This window comes from Pseudomonas sp. 18-147 (assembly GCF_051048045.1).
In the GTDB taxonomy this organism is placed as follows: Bacteria; Pseudomonadota; Gammaproteobacteria; order Pseudomonadales; family Pseudomonadaceae; genus Pseudomonas; species Pseudomonas aeruginosa.
This window is the reverse complement of record NZ_CP182296.1, coordinates 4,090,289-4,106,160: the sequence shown is the minus strand read 5'-3', so window position 1 is coordinate 4,106,160 and position 15,872 is coordinate 4,090,289. Positions and strand designations below refer to the sequence as shown.

Sequence of the window (15,872 nt, the reverse complement as noted above, 5' to 3'; positions counted from 1 at the left end):
GCGGGTTGCTCCTATAGGTCGTCCAGCCAGCTGTCTTTCGGCTTCAGGCTGGAGAGGAATTCCTCGTAGACATAGTCATCACCGAGCGTTTGGCCGCCAGGCGTAGCGGGTTTCGGAGCAGGGGAAGGACCGGCATTTCCATCTCGCGGTGATGAAGAAGTCGGGCGCACGCGAATCGAATCGACAATGGTGTCCCACAGTTCCAATGCTTCTTTATCCGATTTGAAGGCAGGGGGCGGTGGTTTACCGTTTTCATTGCTGCGTTCCAGTACCGCCAGTCCCGCAGTAAGATTGGGCTCGGTTAGCGATTCCTCCTTGCCTTGAACCTCCCACATGAATGTGTAGGCGCGCTGTCCCTTGTTGCTTCCCGCAACCAAGTACTCCTCTCCCGGAAGGCTCCCCACAGGGTGCTTCCCCTTTCTCAATCTCTCGACTCCAGCAACCGTAGCGAGCATGTTCTGCACGAAGCCGTCGACTCGCTCAAGAAGGCTGTTTAGCTCAGCTCCCGTGGAGGAGCGGAATTCAAAGCGCGCGCCGGGGTGCTCAGGGAAAGTGACTCCCACTCCAAACCTCTCCACTTGAAAACTATCCCCTGCAATATAAGCGTGGTCGATGCAAAAGCCCGGCTCGCTGGGGATTTCTTTTGGCGCGCGAGAACGTAGATTTCGAGCTAAAGCCCTAGATATCTCCACAGCATGTTGCTCTCTGTCTACCGAAACTTTCCCTTTCCAACGATAGGCATGCCACGTAGGCTTAGATGTAACATAGGTATCCAATAAATAGGTTTTAGAGGCAACCTCTGAAGACCAAGACAATAAACCTACTGATTCATTGCCAAAGTCAATTTTACGAAGAAACATGTTACCTTTGGATTTATGTCTCTGAGTCCTCCACTCTTGTTCAAGACGATCAACCCTGGCTGCCAGTTCGGTAGGTTTATCATCTAAGTACTCAATTCTGTCTCCCCATAGGTAGTATCCGGCATTGATTACCGCGTCAGGTGGCAGATCAATCAGAAAGCGACCAAAGCAATGAGTAATCCATCCGGTCTTGTCCATGGAAGAGCTCCGAGAAGAAGAAAACGAAGTGCAACTGGTCATGCTGGTCAAGACCACCACTCCAAGTACAGCAAGCAACCGACGGGGATGCATCATGTCCCTCCTTTGTCATTAGGATGCCAATCCGCCAACTGGGTGATTTTGATCACCCCATATAGCGCTGCCCATTGAGCACGAGCATCGTTGTAACTCTCCTGGTGCTCATAGCCCCGTTTGGTATTGGCCTGTCCCTTGCCCTTGCTGCCATGCCGAAAGCTGGCCTTGACGCCCGCCAGGGCAGGCGCCTGGCCGGAGTCGGTCGGTACCGTTTCGTCACCTCCGCTACCGGAAGCGTCCAGAGGATTTCCCGTCTCCAGCGGACCCTGCACTATGGTGGGCAAGCCCCGGCGGAACCAACTGTTGTAAGTGCCGTTCTCATCGTCGTTGAGTGTGGCACCGGGGGTCTCCAGAGGGGTAGGGTCACCCTTCCAGATCAGGTCGCGCCAACTATGGCGGCTATCGTCAGCTCCGTAATGGGCATAGGTCTCTGAGTGATATCCTGCTGCTGACAATTCACCATGAAAATTAGCAATGCTATCTATCAAGTCTTCAAAGTTATCACGGGGGCCAACTCTTAAACCTTCTTTTTTGTCTGACATGTCCAGATATTGTGAATTTTGCTCAGGCACCAATCCATACCACGTAGTGTTCTTGTATATCTCTTCATAAGGGTCCTGATTCTGCGGATAAGCCCGAGGCTTTCCATCGATATCCTTGAGCACCTGCCCCTGCGCGTCGCATAGAAACAGCCAGGGACGCCCTTCCCGGTATTCCGCGCTAGGGGCCAATTCCAGCGCGCCGGCCGAATTGGCGACAATGGCTGTCACTTCACCGGCATTTCGCCCCAGCACGACCTGTGCGATACCTTCATAGCCACAGCGCATATGATGGTAGATGGTCGAGGAACCTGTCGCAGGTTGTACGCCATGCACCACCCCCAATACGCGCTCATAGCCGTGCAACTGCGTCAGGGCGCGAGCCACCAGCCCTCCCATCGAATGGGTGACCAGAATGACCTTCATACGTCTCATCTGCTCGGGATCGAGACCGCACTCCTTTTGGTAGAAAGGCAACACGGTATTCTCGATATAGTCGCGTACATCCAGCGCCGACTGCCGGTTGGACTGTAGCCAGTTATAGCCGGCGCACCAGACATCGAACTGGTATCGGCTGGCCCTGAGCAATTCCTCTTCATCGATCGGCCCAACCTTTCCCTGCTCCTCACCCTGATCTCCAGGAGGAGAGAGGGCTTCGTCATTCCACCATGCCTGGAGTTCCCGCCGGCTGACGATGTTATCCAGTCGCCTCTCCATTAATCCCATGACCGGGTTATACGCACTGCGCATGACCTTGCCCCAGCCGCGCAGGCGGGCAGCTTCTTCGGACAAACCAGATTGACCGACATCGATCGTACCCTGGTCATCGACTTCTACTTGCTCAGCCTTCAGGAGCTCCTGACGGGCCTTTGGACCCCTCCAGGCCCAAGTCCACAACGCACCGATGGAGGCAAACAGGTCATCCATGGGCCACAGACCATTCGGCGGCCTCCAGACCTCGCTTTTATCTGCCTTGTTGCGCAGGTTGGTTCCCATGATCCCCGGAATGAAGATCACCGGCAGGGGAGCGGTCTGCCGAATCAGTGCCACCTTTTCGCTCTGGTTGTCGGTACGGGTCAACTGCGCCTTGTAGACAGGCCGTCCCAGCCTGTCGCGAGAGCGAGGGATGATCACATCCTGATTCGGCTCGAGCGGTTCGCTGCTCATGTCTTGGACTCCGTGTCGCTGTTGTGACTGCCCTTGCCCAGGATGCGTATCTGCACCGGGTCCATGGCCAGGTGTTGTTGCTTGGGTAAACGGCCCTGGCTGTCGGTCATCAGTTTCACCACACCACCATCGCCTCGTATCACTTCAACGGCGATATTGGGTAACGGCTCCAGCGTGGCTTCGTCGCGCAGGACATACCGGTCATCGAACGGTGTCGAATCCCAGGCGTTGAAGCTGGTCGATGCATGAGCGGGACCGACATGACTGTGCTTCGCCGCCTTGACCACGAAGTTGCCGGGCATGCCCAGCTCGATGTTGCCGCCCTTGAGGGTCAGGTAGGCGCCGCCGCACATCAGGGTGATGTGCTCCTTCGCGGTGACCAGCACGTGCTGCTGGCTGGCGCTGACCTCCACGCTCTGCTCGGCTTCCAGGCGGATGTCGTTCTTCTGCGCCTGCAGCAGCATCGGCCCCTGGTGGGTGATCTGGCGCAGCTCGCCGCCCTGGGCGAACAGGCCGATGTCGCTGCCGGCGTTGATCACCACCTTCTGCCCGGCGGTCACCTGCTGGTTCTGCCGGGCCACGCTGTCGACGTGCTCGCCGGCGGCCAGGGTCAGGCTCGCCGGCGTCGCCGCAGCGATCCCTGCCGGACCGCTCAAGGCGATCGCCGGCTTGCCTCCGTTGCTCTTGCCGGACTCGTCGTTGGCGCCGTGGCCGAGGTCGCGCACGGCTTCCTGGAGGGTTTGCTGCGGCGCCGCGTCGTGCCCCACGCCCTGGTGCTCCCCGGCGTAGTCGCCCAGCTCGCGGGCCAGCTCCAGCGCCGCCTCCAGCACCTGCACCACGACGCCTCGGTCGAGATGGCCGGCGCCGGCCCTGAGCTGCTCCTCGGTGCTCAGCAGCAGCCCCTTGGCCGCACGCACCGCGCCATGTTCGTCGGTGCGCAGTTCGAAGCCCTCGCCGCGCGGCTTGCCGCCTTCGGGCCGAGGATGGGTCAGGTAGCCCAGGTGCAGCGCGCTGGCACCGTGGTCGCTCATCAGCGCCGCACTGATCTGCGCCGTGGTGTCGTCGATGCGCAGCTCGTTGGCCCGACTGCCCTTGTACTCCTTGCTCTTGATGGTGCTGAGGATTTTGTGGTCGGGCAGCGCGTAGGGCGGCCGGTTGGTCGCCCGGTAGGTGCGCCCGGTGACGATCGGCTGGTCGCAGTCGCCGTCCAGGTAATCGACGATCACCTCCTGGCCAATCCGCGGGATCGCCATGTGCCCCCAGTCGGCACCTGCCCAGTTCTGCGCGACCCGTATCCAGCAGGTACTGAACTCATCGTGACGTCCCTCGCGATCCCAGGGGAACTGGACTTTCACCCGTCCCCACTCGTCGCAATGGATCTCTTCCCCTGCCGGGCCGACTACCGTCGCGATCTGCGGACCATCGATACGTGGCCGAGGCAGCGGTGCGGGACGCCATTCGACGTCCTCGGGCACCAGTTCGGCGCGCAGGTCGTAGCTCACCCCCAGAGGGGCGTCGGCGGACTCTTCCTCCTGGCCGGCATACTGGGTGCCGCGATGGACCACCCGCACCGGCCGCCACCAGGCGTTGAAGTCGGCACGCGGATGACCTTCCAGGGCAAAGGCGTGGCCCGGGATCAGCCGCGGGTCGTCGCCGCTGACCGATGCCACCCGTGCATCGCGCCGATGTCCTCTGAGGCGGCTTTCGCTGAAAGGCCGGCCCGCGCCGCTCCGCTTGTAGCGACCGGGGTAGTCGTAGCGCTCGTAGGACGAGTCCTGATGCTCGAGCGCCTCGCCAGCGAGATGATGCTCCTGGTCGTAGGTCGGGCGCTTGAAGCTGTAGTCCCGCTGGGTCTGTCGAGCCGTACGAACATTTTCGCTGTAGCGGAAAGAATGAAGCACCGGCTGCGGGTTGTCGCCCTCCGGCTGGGCGCTGAACAGCACCGGGCCGCCGGCGATACGCTCCTGGACGTAGAGCCGGTCGCTGCAGACCAGGGTGTGGCGGTGTTCGTCGAAGCGGAAGTAGTAGACCAGGCCTTCCTCGAAGGCCAGCCGGTCGTGCAGGTAGTGATCGCTGTCGCCGGCCTGCACGCAGTATTCGCGCGGCAGGTGCTCATGGTAGATGCGCTGTTCGTAGTCGAGCACCCGGTGTTCCTTGAGCAGCGCCTGGAGAATCTCCGGAACACTCTTCTCCTGGAAGATCCGCCAGTTGCAGCACAGCTCCAGGCGCGCCAACTGTGGTTCCAGCAGCAGTTCGTAGCGGGTCCGGCGAAAACCCGAGCTGCCTTGGGTGAAGTGGCTGACGATGCCATGGACGTAGCGGGCCGGACGGCCGTCCTGCCAGAGGGTGAAGGTGCCCGGCTGGTCGAGTACCTGCTTGAAATCGATGGCGTTCTTGTCGCTGGCCAGCTTCAGGCTCAGGCGGAAAGGCTCGCAGAGCGCTTCTTCCAGTTCGAACTCGACGACATCGAACGCAAGGTTCCCTTCGCCAACGACGAAGGTGAATTTCAGGTCTCTTTGACGCATGGATCGTTCCCTGTTCCGGGTGGGCAGTTCCTTTCCAATCCATTGGAGGAGCAAGCCACGTTACTCTTGCTCAGCCGGCGCCGAAAGTCTTTGGCTCTGTGTCGATTTCGCGAAGTCGCGGACATTTTCGGCTCGACGGAGAACCGGCCGCACAGGTGTACGACCGGTGTGCCTGTCAACTCACCCTGCCACCGGCGAGCGCCAGTCGTCGGAGCCGGAGGTGCCGGAGACTTCGTGGGTCCAGGTGATCTTGCGGTAGGTGAAGTGCACGTCTTCCAGGTGGGTGAAGTGGGCGTTGCCCGGGTCCTGGCAGTTGTGCATGTAGTCCTTGATGTCGACGATGATCGCGTCTTCCAAGACGGTGGTGTAGTAGTGCTCCTGGGTGCCGGCGGCGGAGGTGCGGTACCACTGGATCTCGACCTTGGTCAGGCGCTCGCCGGAGGTCAGGGCGGCCAGCAGCAGCGGCGAGGCCTTGTCGAAGACCTTGGTGATGACCACCGGCTTGTGCACGCGCTGGCCGGTCGGCTGGCCGGACTGCGGGTCGCGCGGGATGATCACTTCGTGGTTGAAGCCCTGGACCATCACCTGGTCCTCGTGGCCTTCCTGGTAGGTGTTGCCGACCGAGTCCTCGGTGAAGGCGCCGGCGGTGATCAGGCCCTGCTTGGTGCCGGTGATGGACATGTAGGCGGGGGTTGCCATGGATACGTTCCTTGTCTTTGAAAGTGCCCAGGCGACATGCCGGGGGCACCAGTGCTAGACAAGAACTGTGCCACTGGTCTTGAAACTCTTTTCCATCAAGGCGTTATTGGGGGAAACCAGAAATTCTCTGGCGATTCTCATAGGAAGAACACTGAAAATTGCGCAACTTTTTGCGCACCGCTTGCAAAAAGTTGCGCATTCTCTCGGAACCCTTTGGGTATTTGTTCCCTAGCGTTCTATCCACAACGTTATCAACCAAAAAGTTGCACAGTTCTTCATTGGCAAGGCAGCCGAAGATGGGGCGCGCACTATCACACGACGCAGCACAGGTCCCCCGGCCACACAGATCACCCGAGCGAAGTTTGCTGGGCAAATACGAGACGACACGTACCTGCGGATAGCGATGGTTGGTTGGTCGCTTTCAATGGTGGAGCGCCGCACGGTTTCGTTCCATCGGCCCAGGGTGAAGGAAAGTGAGTTATCGGAGAGGTTGGGGGCTGAAAGATATGGCCAGTTATGGCCAAAAGCCCTCTATGGAGAGGGCTTTTGGGGTAGGGCCAGCAGGGTTGTTCTGCTGCGGGGAACCGGAGGTACGGTTCTTAGCCTTTCGGCCAAGGCTCAGTTGATCTGTGCGCCCTTGGCGATCCAGCTGCCGATCAGGTTGCGTTCTTCCTGGGTCATCTGCGTGATGTTGCCCAGCGGCATGATCTGCGAGGCCACGGCCTGGGCCTGGATCTTCGGTGCCAGTTGCTGGATCTGCTGCGGGGTGTCGAGCATGATCCCGCCTGGCGCGGTGCTGAACAGCTGGCTGGTCGGTTTCGCCGAGTGGCAGACGGTGCAGCGCTCCTGGATCACGTGATGGACCTTGTCGAAGTCGGCTCCGCTCGCGGCCCCGGCATTGGAGGCCTGGGTCGCGGCGGGCGCGGCTGGTGCGTCGCCGCCGGTCGCCGGTTGTGCCGGTGCCGCCGCCGGGGTGCTGGCCAGCGGTGCGGAAGCCTGCTGGTAGTTCGGCGTGGTGACGAAGGCCAGGGCGATCATGCCCAGCGCGCCGGCGGGCAGTGCCCAGGCGAAGCGGTTGCTTTCGTGGCGGGTGTTGAAGTAGTGGCGTACCAGTACCGCGAGCACCGCGATGGCGGCCAGGATCAGCCAGTTGTACTGGCTGCCGTAGGTGCTCGGGAAGTGGTTGCTGATCATGATGAACAGCACCGGCAGGGTGAAGTAGTTGTTGTGCCGGGAGCGCAGCAGGCCCTTGGCCGGCAGCACCGGATCGGGCTCGCGGTTTTCTTCGATGGCTTTCACCAGCGCGCGCTGGGCCGGCATGATCACCCTGAACACGTTGCCGACCATGATGGTGCCGATGATCGCGCCGACGTGCAGGTAGGCGCCGCGGCCGCTGAACACCTGGGTCAGGCCGTAGGCGGCGGCGACCAGCAGGACGAACAGGACCAGGCCGAGCAGGGCAGGGGTCTTGCCCAGTGCCGAATCGCAGAGGACGGTGTAGACGAACCAGCCGCAGACCAGCGAACCGATGCCGATGGCGATGGCCGCTGCCGGCGCCAGGTCGCTGCCGGGGGCGATCAGGTAGAGGGTCGGGTTCAGGTAGAACACGATGGTCAGCAACACCACCCCGGACATCCAGGTGGAGTAGGCCTCCCATTTGAACCAGTGCAGGTTCTCCGGCATTTTCGGCGGAGCCAGCTTGTACTTCTCCAGGTGGTAGATGCCGCCACCGTGGATTGCCCAGAGGTCTCCGGACAGGCCTTCACGCGGGTTGCTGCGGTTGAGGTTGTTCTCCAGCCAGACGAAATAGAACGAAGCGCCGATCCACGCGATCCCGACGATCATGTGAATCCAGCGCACCAGCAGGTTCAGCCATTCGATGAGATGTGCTTCCACAGTCTTGTACCTCTTGCCCTGGCCGGCGGACCGGCGGCAGGACCTCTCTTATTGGTTTGATTGGGGGTCGAGGAGGAGCTGTTCGTCCTCGGTGAAGAAATGCTCGTCGCAGTTGTTCCCGGAACCGCTGCGATCGACCACCAGGAAGTCATCCCGCTTTTCGATCGTCAGCACCGGATGGTGCCAGACGCCGCGGTGGTAATTGACGCCCTGCCTTCCGTTGGTCAGGAAGGCGCGGACGAGGCCCGGTACAGGTACATCGCCAAGTGGCGCGACCACGACCAGAAAGGGGTTGCCGAGCAGCGGGATGAAGGCCTGGCTGCCCAGCGGATGGCGTTCCAGCATGCGGATGCGCAACGGCATTTCCAGCTTCTCGGCGCTGAAGATGCTGATGATCGCGTTATCTTCCGGCTGCGCGGTCTCGACCGTGGCCAGCTTGTGATAACGGCGGGTGGAGCCGTTGTTGATCATGAAATAGTCGCTGCCGGCGGTTTCGATCACGTCACCGAACGGGGCGAAGGCTTCCTTGGTCAACGGCTCGATCTTGAGAGTGCGCATACTGATCCTGTCGATTCTGTTTGTTGTATTCCGGACGCACGCGGGGCCCGGGTCTCACGGTAATTGTGGCCTGCCGAACAGGCGCAGGCGGCTGACGCCGCCGTCGGGAAAGATGTTCAGGCGTACATGGGTGATCGGGCCGAGGGCGTTGAGGTGCCGCTCGAACCGGTGTTCCTGGTGCATTTCCAGCTTCTGCGCTGGCAGCAGCTCGCGCCAGAAGAGGCTCTGCGCCTCGATCCGGGCCTCGTTCCCGCCTTCCACGAAGGCGGCCTGGATGCTGCAGCTTTCCGGATAGTTGCCCTTGAAGTGCAAGGTATCGACGACCGCCGCCTCGATGCTGCCGGGATGGCCGAGGGCGACGATCACCCAGTCGTGGCCCGGCGTGCGGCGGCGGCCGGTTTCCCAGCCGTCGCCCATGTTGATGGCACGTCCGGGGTTGAGCAGGTTGCCCATGCGTCCGAAATGCTGGTCGGAACAGGCCAGCGCCCGGCCGCCGTTGACCGCTGCGGCCAGGTCGAGCGCCGTTCCCGGCGGCTGGCTGCTCCAGTCGCGGTAGGGCACGCCATAGAGGCGCAGGCGGGCGATACCGCCGTCCGGGTAGATGTTCAGGCGCAGGTGGGTCCAGGGACGTTCGTCGTCTATCGGGTGGTAGTGATGGCTATCGCCCTGCAGCCCCACCGCCGGCAGCACTTCGCTCCAGGACGTGCTGTCGTCCGGGTCGCCTTCGGCGCAGAAGCAGCCATCCAGGGAAGCCGCCGGCGGATGGTTGCCGGTGAAGAAGCGGGTGTCGATGTCGACGCCCTTCAGCACGCCCGGCACACCCAGGCGGATCACCGCCTGGTCATGGCCCTCGAAGCGCTTGCGGCGGGTTTCCCAGCCGTCCATCCACTTGCCGCTGTCGTCGAACACGCCTTCCTTCCACACCGGTTCGCCGGCCTGCAGCATGCGGCTGGCGGGGGCGAACCATTCGTCGCTGACGGCGACCACCTGGCTGCCCAGGCGCGCGTCGGCGAGGTCGAGGTAGTGGCGGAAGGGCGCGTGTTCGGCGTTCATGCTCGTCTCCGCAGGCCTCAGAGCTGCTGCAGGCGGAACAGGGCGATCTTGTTGATCTCGGCCAGCGCAGTAGCGAACTCCTCGTCGGCGGAGTGCTGGATGCGTTCCTCGAAGGCCGCCAGGATCTGATGGCGGTTGCTGCCCTTCACCGCCTTGATGAAGGGGAAGCCGAACCTGGCCTTGTAGGCGTCGTTGAGTTCGGTGAAGCGGGCGAACTCCTCGGCGCTGCATTCGTGAATCCCGGCGCCGGCCTGCTCGGAGGTGCTGGAGGCGGTCAGTTCGCCACGGATCGCCGCCTTGCCGGCGAGGTCCGGGTGGGCGTTGATCAGCGCCAACTGGGCCTCGCGGCTTGCCGACAGGAGAATGTCGGCCATGCGCTGGTGCAGGCCCTCGATATCGTTGAGGTTGTCGTCGATACCCAGGTCATAGGCCTTCTCGGCGACCCAGGGGGAGTGTTCGTAGATGTCGGCGAAGGCTTCGACGAAGGCCTCGCGGGACAGCGAGGCGGGGGTCAGGGTCTGGAAACGGCTCATGCCTCGGTCTCCTGGAAAGGATGCTCACGGTGCCAATGGCGGGCGATGTCTTCGCGGCGGGCGAACCAGACCTTGTCGTGGCTCTGCGCGTACTGGATGAAGCGCTCCAGGGCGGCCATCCGCGCCGGGCGACCGATCAACCGGCAATGCAGGCCGATGGAGAGCATCTTCGGCGCCGTTGCGCCTTCTTCGTAGAGCACGTCGAAGGCGTCCTTCAGGTACTGGAAGAACTGCTCGCCATTGTTGAAGCCCTGCACCTGGGTGAAGCGCATGTCGTTGGTGTCCAGGGTATAGGGAATCACCAGGTGCGGTTTCTCCGCGGTGCTGGCCGGGTCCCAGTAGGGCAGGTCGTCGTCGTAGGTGTCGGAGTCATAGAGGAAGCCGCCTTCCTCCATCACCAGGCGCCGGGTGTTCGGGCCGGTGCGTCCGGTGTACCAGCCCACCGGGCGCTGGCCGGTGAGTTCGGTGAGGATGCGGATGGCTTCGAGCATGTGCTCGCGCTCCTGGGCCTCGTCCATGTACTGGTAGTCGATCCAGCGGTAGCCGTGGCTGCAGATTTCGTGGCCGTCGGCGACCATCGCCCTGATCACCTCAGGGTTGCGCTGCGCCGCCATGGCCACGGCGAACACGGTGAGCGGCACGTTGCGTCGCTTGAACAGCTTGAGCAGGCGCCAGACCCCGGCGCGGCTGCCGTATTCGTAGAGCGATTCCATGCTCATGTGGCGCACGCCCTGCAAGGGCTGGGCAGCCACCATCTCGGAAAGGAACGCCTCGGACTCCTTGTCGCCATGCAGGACGCAGCGCTCGCCACCTTCTTCGTAATTGAGCACGAAGGACAGGGCGATGCGGGCATCGCCGGGCCAGTGAGGGTGGGGAGGGTTGTTGCCGTATCCGATCAGGTCGCGTGGGTAGTCAGCGCTCACAGCAGTGTTCCTTATTGTGGATGGGGCGGCGGGCCGGACGGGCCGGGGATGCCGTGATGGATTTATTGTATACAAGTTTGCCTGCGGTCTGTAAATACAATCCTGCTTGCCGATCCCTGCCATTCATCCAGCAAAAAACCTGCCCGACTGGTCGGTTAGCGAAGAATGAGGCCCTGCGGGGTGGGGCTTGTGGAAGGAATGCCCGATTTCGGGGCGGCTGCCGCATTTTCGGTTGTGGCGGTGTTTTTTGTATACAATTCATCGAAGGATAACTTATATTGCTTCGCAAGCGGCTCCCTGGCGGGCTGCAAGCGAGCGGCGCCGGGCAGGTCCCGGAGCGATCCCCATCGAACGAAGGCAAGAGGAGGAGTGGTGTCCGCCAGCGGGCGCCCGCAACCCATGGGACGTTTGACCACGCATGTACTGGATTCCGCACACGGCTGCCCCGGCCATGGCATCAAGATCGAGCTGTACCGGGTAGAAGGCCAGCAACTAGAACTGATCGCCACCACCCTGACCAACCACGACGGCCGCTGCGACCAGCCGGTGCTGCAAGGCGAGGACTTCCGTCCCGGGGTCTATCAACTGGTGTTCAACGCCGGCGACTACTATCGCGCCCGCGGCGTGCAATTGCCGGAGCCGGCCTTCCTCGACCAGGTGGTGCTGCGTTTCGGCATCGCCTCCGCCGACGATCACTACCACGTGCCGCTGCTGATCTCGCCCTACAGCTATTCGACCTATCGCGGCAGCTAGGTGCGTGCCACGAAACACTGACTCTCCGAGTCCTTTTCCCTGGCCCGCCATCGAGCGGGCTTTTTTTCGTTCGCGGGGAGTGCGCCGAGGGTTGCCGGTTATCCGCCACTCGTGGGCAGGAAGGGAAATGCGGCGCAGGGTACGAATGGGCGGGGGATGAAGCTGCGCGTCGCGAGCCCTGCGGGGCAACGACAGGTTCGAGGCGGATAGCCGCGTGCGGCCATCCGCCATCCGGGCGGGTCAGAGGAAGATGAACTTGGCGACGAATATCACGAACAAGGCATAGAGGCTGGCCGAGACTTCGCGGTGCTTGCCGGTGAGGACCTTCATCGCGACGTAGGTGATGAAGCCCAGGGCGATACCGTCGGCCACCGAGAAGGTCAGCGGCATCATGATCACCGTGACGATCGCCGGGATGGTCTCGGTGTGCTCGTCCCAGTCGATGTGCGCCATTCCGCCCATCATCAGCATGGCCACGTAGATCAGCGCGCCGGCGGTGGCGAAGGCGGGGATCATCCCGGCCAGCGGGGCGAAGAACATCGCGGCGACGAACAGCACGCCGACCACCACCGCGGTGAGCCCGGTACGTCCGCCGGCGGCCACGCCCGCGGCGCTCTCCACGTAACTGGTCACCGGCGGGACACCGAGCATGCCGCCGAACACGCTGGAGGCGCTGTCGGCCTTCATCGCCTTCGACAGGTTCTCGATACGTCCGTCCTCCTTCACCAGGTGCGCGCGCTGGGCGACGCCCATGAGAGTGCCGGCGGTATCGAACATGTGCACGAAGAGGAAGGCCAGGATCACGCTGATCATGGTGACGTTGAACGCGCCGGCGATGTCCATCGCCAGGAGGGTTGGCGCCAGGCTCGGCGGCGCCGAGAACACCCCGCCGTACTGCACCAGGCCGAGGGCCCAGCCGACCAGGGTGACGCTGAGGATGCTGATGAGGATGCCGCCGAACACCCGGCGGTACTCGAGCACGGCGATCATCAGGAAGCACAGTGCTGCCAGCAGCGGGCCGGGCGAGGTGAGGTGGCCGAGCTTGATCAGGGTCGCCGGGCTGGCCACCACGATGCCGGCGGTCTTCAGGCCGATCAGGCCGAGGAACAGGCCGACTCCCGCGCCCATGGCGAACCTGAGGCTGCGGGGGATGCTGTTGAGCAGCCATTCGCGGACCCGGGAGAAGGTCAGCAGCATGAACATCACCCCGGAGATGAACACCGCGCCGAGGGCGATCTGCCAGCTGTAGCCCATGGTGCCGACCACGGTGTAGGTGAAGAAGGCGTTCAGTCCCATTCCCGGCGCCAGGCCCACCGGCCAGTTGGCGTACAGGCCCATCAGGAAGCAGCCGAGGGCGGCCGCCAGGCACGTGGCGACGAACGCCGCGCCGTGGTCGATGCCGGCGTCGGCCATGATGTTGGGATTGACGAAGATGATGTAGGCCATGGTGATGAAGGTGGTCAGCCCGGCCGCCAGCTCGGTCCTGACCGTCGTACCATGCTGGCGGAGCTTGAACAGGCGTTCGAGCAGGCCGGTGGCGGGCGGTGTCGCAGCGTAGATCCCTTGTTCTTCTTGTTTGGTGCTTTCCACAGCAGGTACTCCTCATCGCTCTTGTTGTTAGGTCCTGCGGGCCGGTTGGTTACCAGGTCCCTGACGCGGCTCGAAGGTGATGTGAGGGCACGATTTTCTGACCTCTGGGTCAAGAACTCGTGCGAGCGATTATGCCTTTGTATACAAAAAGGTCAAAGAATGTTTGAGGGTGTTTCGCCACATTTTTATCAGCTTTCCGTCACGCCCCCTTCCGGGCGGTGCCGCGCGCTCGGAACGAGGGGCGGAAAGGGGTGGTGCGTCGGATGCCGCTGCTTGTGTACACTATTTCGCTATCAGCCGCCGGCGTGCCTCACCCACGCCCGTGAGCGAGGATCAGCCCAGGCCACAAGCCGGACGCACAAGGTTCGAGACCGATGACCGATCAGTTGCAACACATCAGGAAGCCGCCGCGCACCGGCAAGGCTGCCCGCAGCGGTACCCAGGACGAGATCGTCTACGCCCACATCTTCGACGCCATCCTCGAACAACGCCTGGCCCCCGGCACCAAGCTGAGCGAGGAGGCGCTCGGCGAGATATTCGGTGTCAGCCGCACCATCATTCGCCGCGCCCTCTCGCGCCTGGCCCACGAGCAGGTGGTGCTGTTACGGCCGAACCGCGGCGCGGTGGTCGCCAGCCCGAGCATCGACGAGGCCCGGCAGATCCTTTTCGCCCGCCGCACAGTCGAGCGCGCCATCACCGAACTGGCCACCGACAACGCCACCGCCGAGCGTCTGGCCGAGTTGCGCGAGATGGTGGTGCAGGAACAATCCAGCTTCGCCCGTGGCGACCGGGGCGCCGGCATCCGCCTGTCCGGCGAGTTCCACCTGAAGCTTGCCGAGATGGCGCGCAACGCTCCTCTGGTGAGTTTCCAGCGCAGCCTGGTGTCGCAGACCTCGCTGATCATCGCCCAGTACGAAAGCGGCGGTCGCTCGCACTGCTCGTTCGACGAGCACAACGAGATCCTCGACGCCATCGAGAAGGGCGACAAGGAGCGCGCGGTGACCCTGATGATGCACCACATGGAGCACATCGACAGCAAGCTCAACCTGGAGAGCGACAACGCTTCCGGCGACTTGCACGCGGTGTTCTCGCACCTCCTCGGCGGCAAGAAGAAGCCACGCCGGGCCAAGGCCGACAGCGATTCGGCGGCCTGATCCGAAGCATTGAAAAGCCCCGCGATGCGGGGCTTTTTCGTTTCCGCTGTCCCGTCCTAAATAAGGTTTACACCTCCCATGCCGATTTTCCGGAGAACTAGATGGAGCAAGGTGTAAACCTACTTCAGGACTAGACGCTCGGCTTTTTCAGGGGATCGCCAGGCGGCCGATCCGGTCGTTTTCCAGGCTGCCGAAGTAGAGCTGGTCGCCCACCGGCTTCGCCGAGGTGATCATGCGCAGGTGGTGGCCGCTGGTGTCGTGCAGGCTGCGGACGATCCTGCCCTGTTCGTCGATGGCGATGACCAGCCCGTAGGCGGTCGGCTTGGGCAGGAACATGCGCGGCAGCTTGGCCAGCTGCGCCTTCAGCCAGGGATGCCGGTGGAGGAAGTCGGCGTCGGCCTTGCGCGGGGTCGGCAGGGCCACCCAGAAGGTACCCTTGCGGTCGCCCTGGAGGTTGTCCGGCAAGCCCGGCAGGTTGTCGATGAACACCTCGTGCTGGCCAGCCTTCTCGCCTTTCAGCCAGTAGCGGGTGATGCGATAGCGGTAGGTCTCGTTGACCAGTACGAAGTCCTCGTTTGCCGAGAGTGCCACGCCATTGGCGAAGTACAGGTCCTTGAGCAGCACCTCGGTCTTGCCGGTGGACGGGTCGTAGCGCAGCAGGCGGCCGTGCGGTCGGGCCTCGAGCAGGTCGAGGATGTAGTCGGGCTGGTGGAACTTGCTGGAAGCGTCGCTGAAGTAGATGCGGCCGTCGCTGGCGATGTCGAGGTCGTCGGTGAAGGCGAAGGGGACACCGTCGGCCTCGGTGGCGAGGGTTTCCACCTTGCCCTGCGGATCGATGCGCAGCAGGCCTTTCCAGGCGTCGGCGAGGATCAGGTTGCCGGCGGCATCGAAGTCCATGCCCAGCGGGCGGCCGCCGGTGTCGACGAAGGTCTCGACCTTGCCGCTGGCGTCCAGGCGTACCACGCGGCCGTCGGCGAGACCGGCATAGACGCGGCCCTGGCTGTCCACGGCGGTGTCCTCGGGGCCGTGCAACTGGCCCTGGCCAAGCAGCTCGGCCTTCATCAGGGTGTCGTTGGGTTCGAGGACCCCGGTCATCTGCGGAGCGGCCGGAGCATCCCAGGCGAGCGGGTCGATCGGGCTGGTCTTCAGGGCCAGGTAAAGAGCCGCGCCAGCCAGCAGGAGGACGATTATTCCGCTGAGCTTCTTCATGCAGTTCCCTTGTTCGGATTGTCGGACAAAGGGCGGAGTATGGACATTCGCTACGCTCATCGGCAAGCGCGGTGCCGAGCGGAATGCTCGCATGGCGCCAGGCTCTATATAATGCGCCG

13 protein-coding genes are annotated in these 15,872 nt (G+C 62.8%); 2 read left to right on the top strand and 11 right to left on the bottom strand.

Going from position 1 to position 15,872, the window contains the following annotated elements:
• Positions 1 to 11 precede the first annotated feature (11 nt).
• The 9 genes from ACM0M4_RS19410 to puuE form a co-directional block, all read right to left on the bottom strand.
• Positions 12 to 1,154 carry a T6SS immunity protein Tli4 family protein gene (locus ACM0M4_RS19410; protein ID WP_054375893.1) on the bottom strand — a complete coding sequence of 381 codons (1,143 nt, stop codon included), beginning with the start codon at positions 1,152 to 1,154 and terminating at the stop codon, positions 12 to 14.
• Positions 1,151 to 2,860: an esterase/lipase family protein gene (locus tag ACM0M4_RS19405; protein WP_054375894.1), complete on the bottom strand. Its 1,710-nt coding sequence runs from the start codon at positions 2,858 to 2,860 to the stop codon at positions 1,151 to 1,153. Before ACM0M4_RS19405 ends, ACM0M4_RS19410 begins: the two co-directional genes overlap by 4 nt.
• Positions 2,857 to 5,385 carry a type VI secretion system Vgr family protein gene (locus ACM0M4_RS19400; protein ID WP_003161815.1) on the bottom strand — a complete coding sequence of 843 codons (2,529 nt, stop codon included), beginning with the start codon at positions 5,383 to 5,385 and terminating at the stop codon, positions 2,857 to 2,859. The genes ACM0M4_RS19405 and ACM0M4_RS19400 overlap by 4 nt, the downstream gene beginning before the upstream one ends.
• 180 nt (positions 5,386 to 5,565) lie before the next feature.
• Complete coding sequence (locus ACM0M4_RS19395) at positions 5,566 to 6,084, bottom strand: Hcp family type VI secretion system effector (protein WP_003083317.1); 519 nt, start codon at positions 6,082 to 6,084, stop codon at positions 5,566 to 5,568.
• A gap of 618 nt (positions 6,085 to 6,702) precedes the next feature.
• Complete coding sequence (locus ACM0M4_RS19390; protein WP_003122923.1) at positions 6,703 to 7,980, bottom strand: urate hydroxylase PuuD; 1,278 nt, start codon at positions 7,978 to 7,980, stop codon at positions 6,703 to 6,705.
• A 48-nt stretch (positions 7,981 to 8,028) separates the two neighbouring features.
• Positions 8,029 to 8,538, bottom strand: coding sequence for an ureidoglycolate lyase (locus ACM0M4_RS19385; protein ID WP_003083329.1), 510 nt, complete (start codon positions 8,536 to 8,538; stop codon positions 8,029 to 8,031).
• A 54-nt stretch (positions 8,539 to 8,592) separates the two neighbouring features.
• Positions 8,593 to 9,591: an allantoicase gene (gene alc / locus ACM0M4_RS19380; protein WP_003083331.1), complete on the bottom strand. Its 999-nt coding sequence runs from the start codon at positions 9,589 to 9,591 to the stop codon at positions 8,593 to 8,595.
• Positions 9,592 to 9,608: 17 nt separating this feature from the next.
• Positions 9,609 to 10,124, bottom strand: a complete 516-nt coding sequence (gene uraD / locus ACM0M4_RS19375; RefSeq protein ID WP_014603106.1) for a 2-oxo-4-hydroxy-4-carboxy-5-ureidoimidazoline decarboxylase — start codon at positions 10,122 to 10,124, stop codon at positions 9,609 to 9,611.
• Entirely contained in the window at positions 10,121 to 11,047 is a 927-nt protein-coding gene (puuE, locus tag ACM0M4_RS19370; RefSeq protein ID WP_003083336.1) for an allantoinase PuuE, read from the bottom strand. Before puuE ends, uraD begins: the two co-directional genes overlap by 4 nt.
• A 372-nt stretch (positions 11,048 to 11,419) precedes the next feature.
• Here puuE and uraH point away from each other — a divergent pair, with 372 nt between their 5' ends.
• Positions 11,420 to 11,800 (top strand): hydroxyisourate hydrolase, encoded by a 381-nt coding sequence (gene uraH, locus ACM0M4_RS19365; protein ID WP_003087207.1) that lies wholly within the window; start codon positions 11,420 to 11,422, stop codon positions 11,798 to 11,800.
• Between the two features lie 240 nt (positions 11,801 to 12,040).
• Here uraH and ACM0M4_RS19360 read toward each other — a convergent pair whose 3' ends face one another.
• Positions 12,041 to 13,390 carry an NCS2 family permease gene (locus ACM0M4_RS19360; protein WP_003144929.1) on the bottom strand — a complete coding sequence of 450 codons (1,350 nt, stop codon included), beginning with the start codon at positions 13,388 to 13,390 and terminating at the stop codon, positions 12,041 to 12,043.
• A 374-nt stretch (positions 13,391 to 13,764) separates the two neighbouring features.
• Here ACM0M4_RS19360 and ACM0M4_RS19355 point away from each other — a divergent pair, with 374 nt between their 5' ends.
• Positions 13,765 to 14,544 carry a GntR family transcriptional regulator gene (locus ACM0M4_RS19355; RefSeq protein WP_003083340.1) on the top strand — a complete coding sequence of 260 codons (780 nt, stop codon included), beginning with the start codon at positions 13,765 to 13,767 and terminating at the stop codon, positions 14,542 to 14,544.
• 147 nt (positions 14,545 to 14,691) lie between these two features.
• On the opposite strand, the gene ACM0M4_RS19350 is transcribed toward ACM0M4_RS19355, so the two are convergent.
• Positions 14,692 to 15,753 (bottom strand): SMP-30/gluconolactonase/LRE family protein, encoded by a 1,062-nt coding sequence (locus tag ACM0M4_RS19350; protein WP_003082649.1) that lies wholly within the window; start codon positions 15,751 to 15,753, stop codon positions 14,692 to 14,694.
• Positions 15,754 to 15,872: the final 119 nt, after the last annotated feature.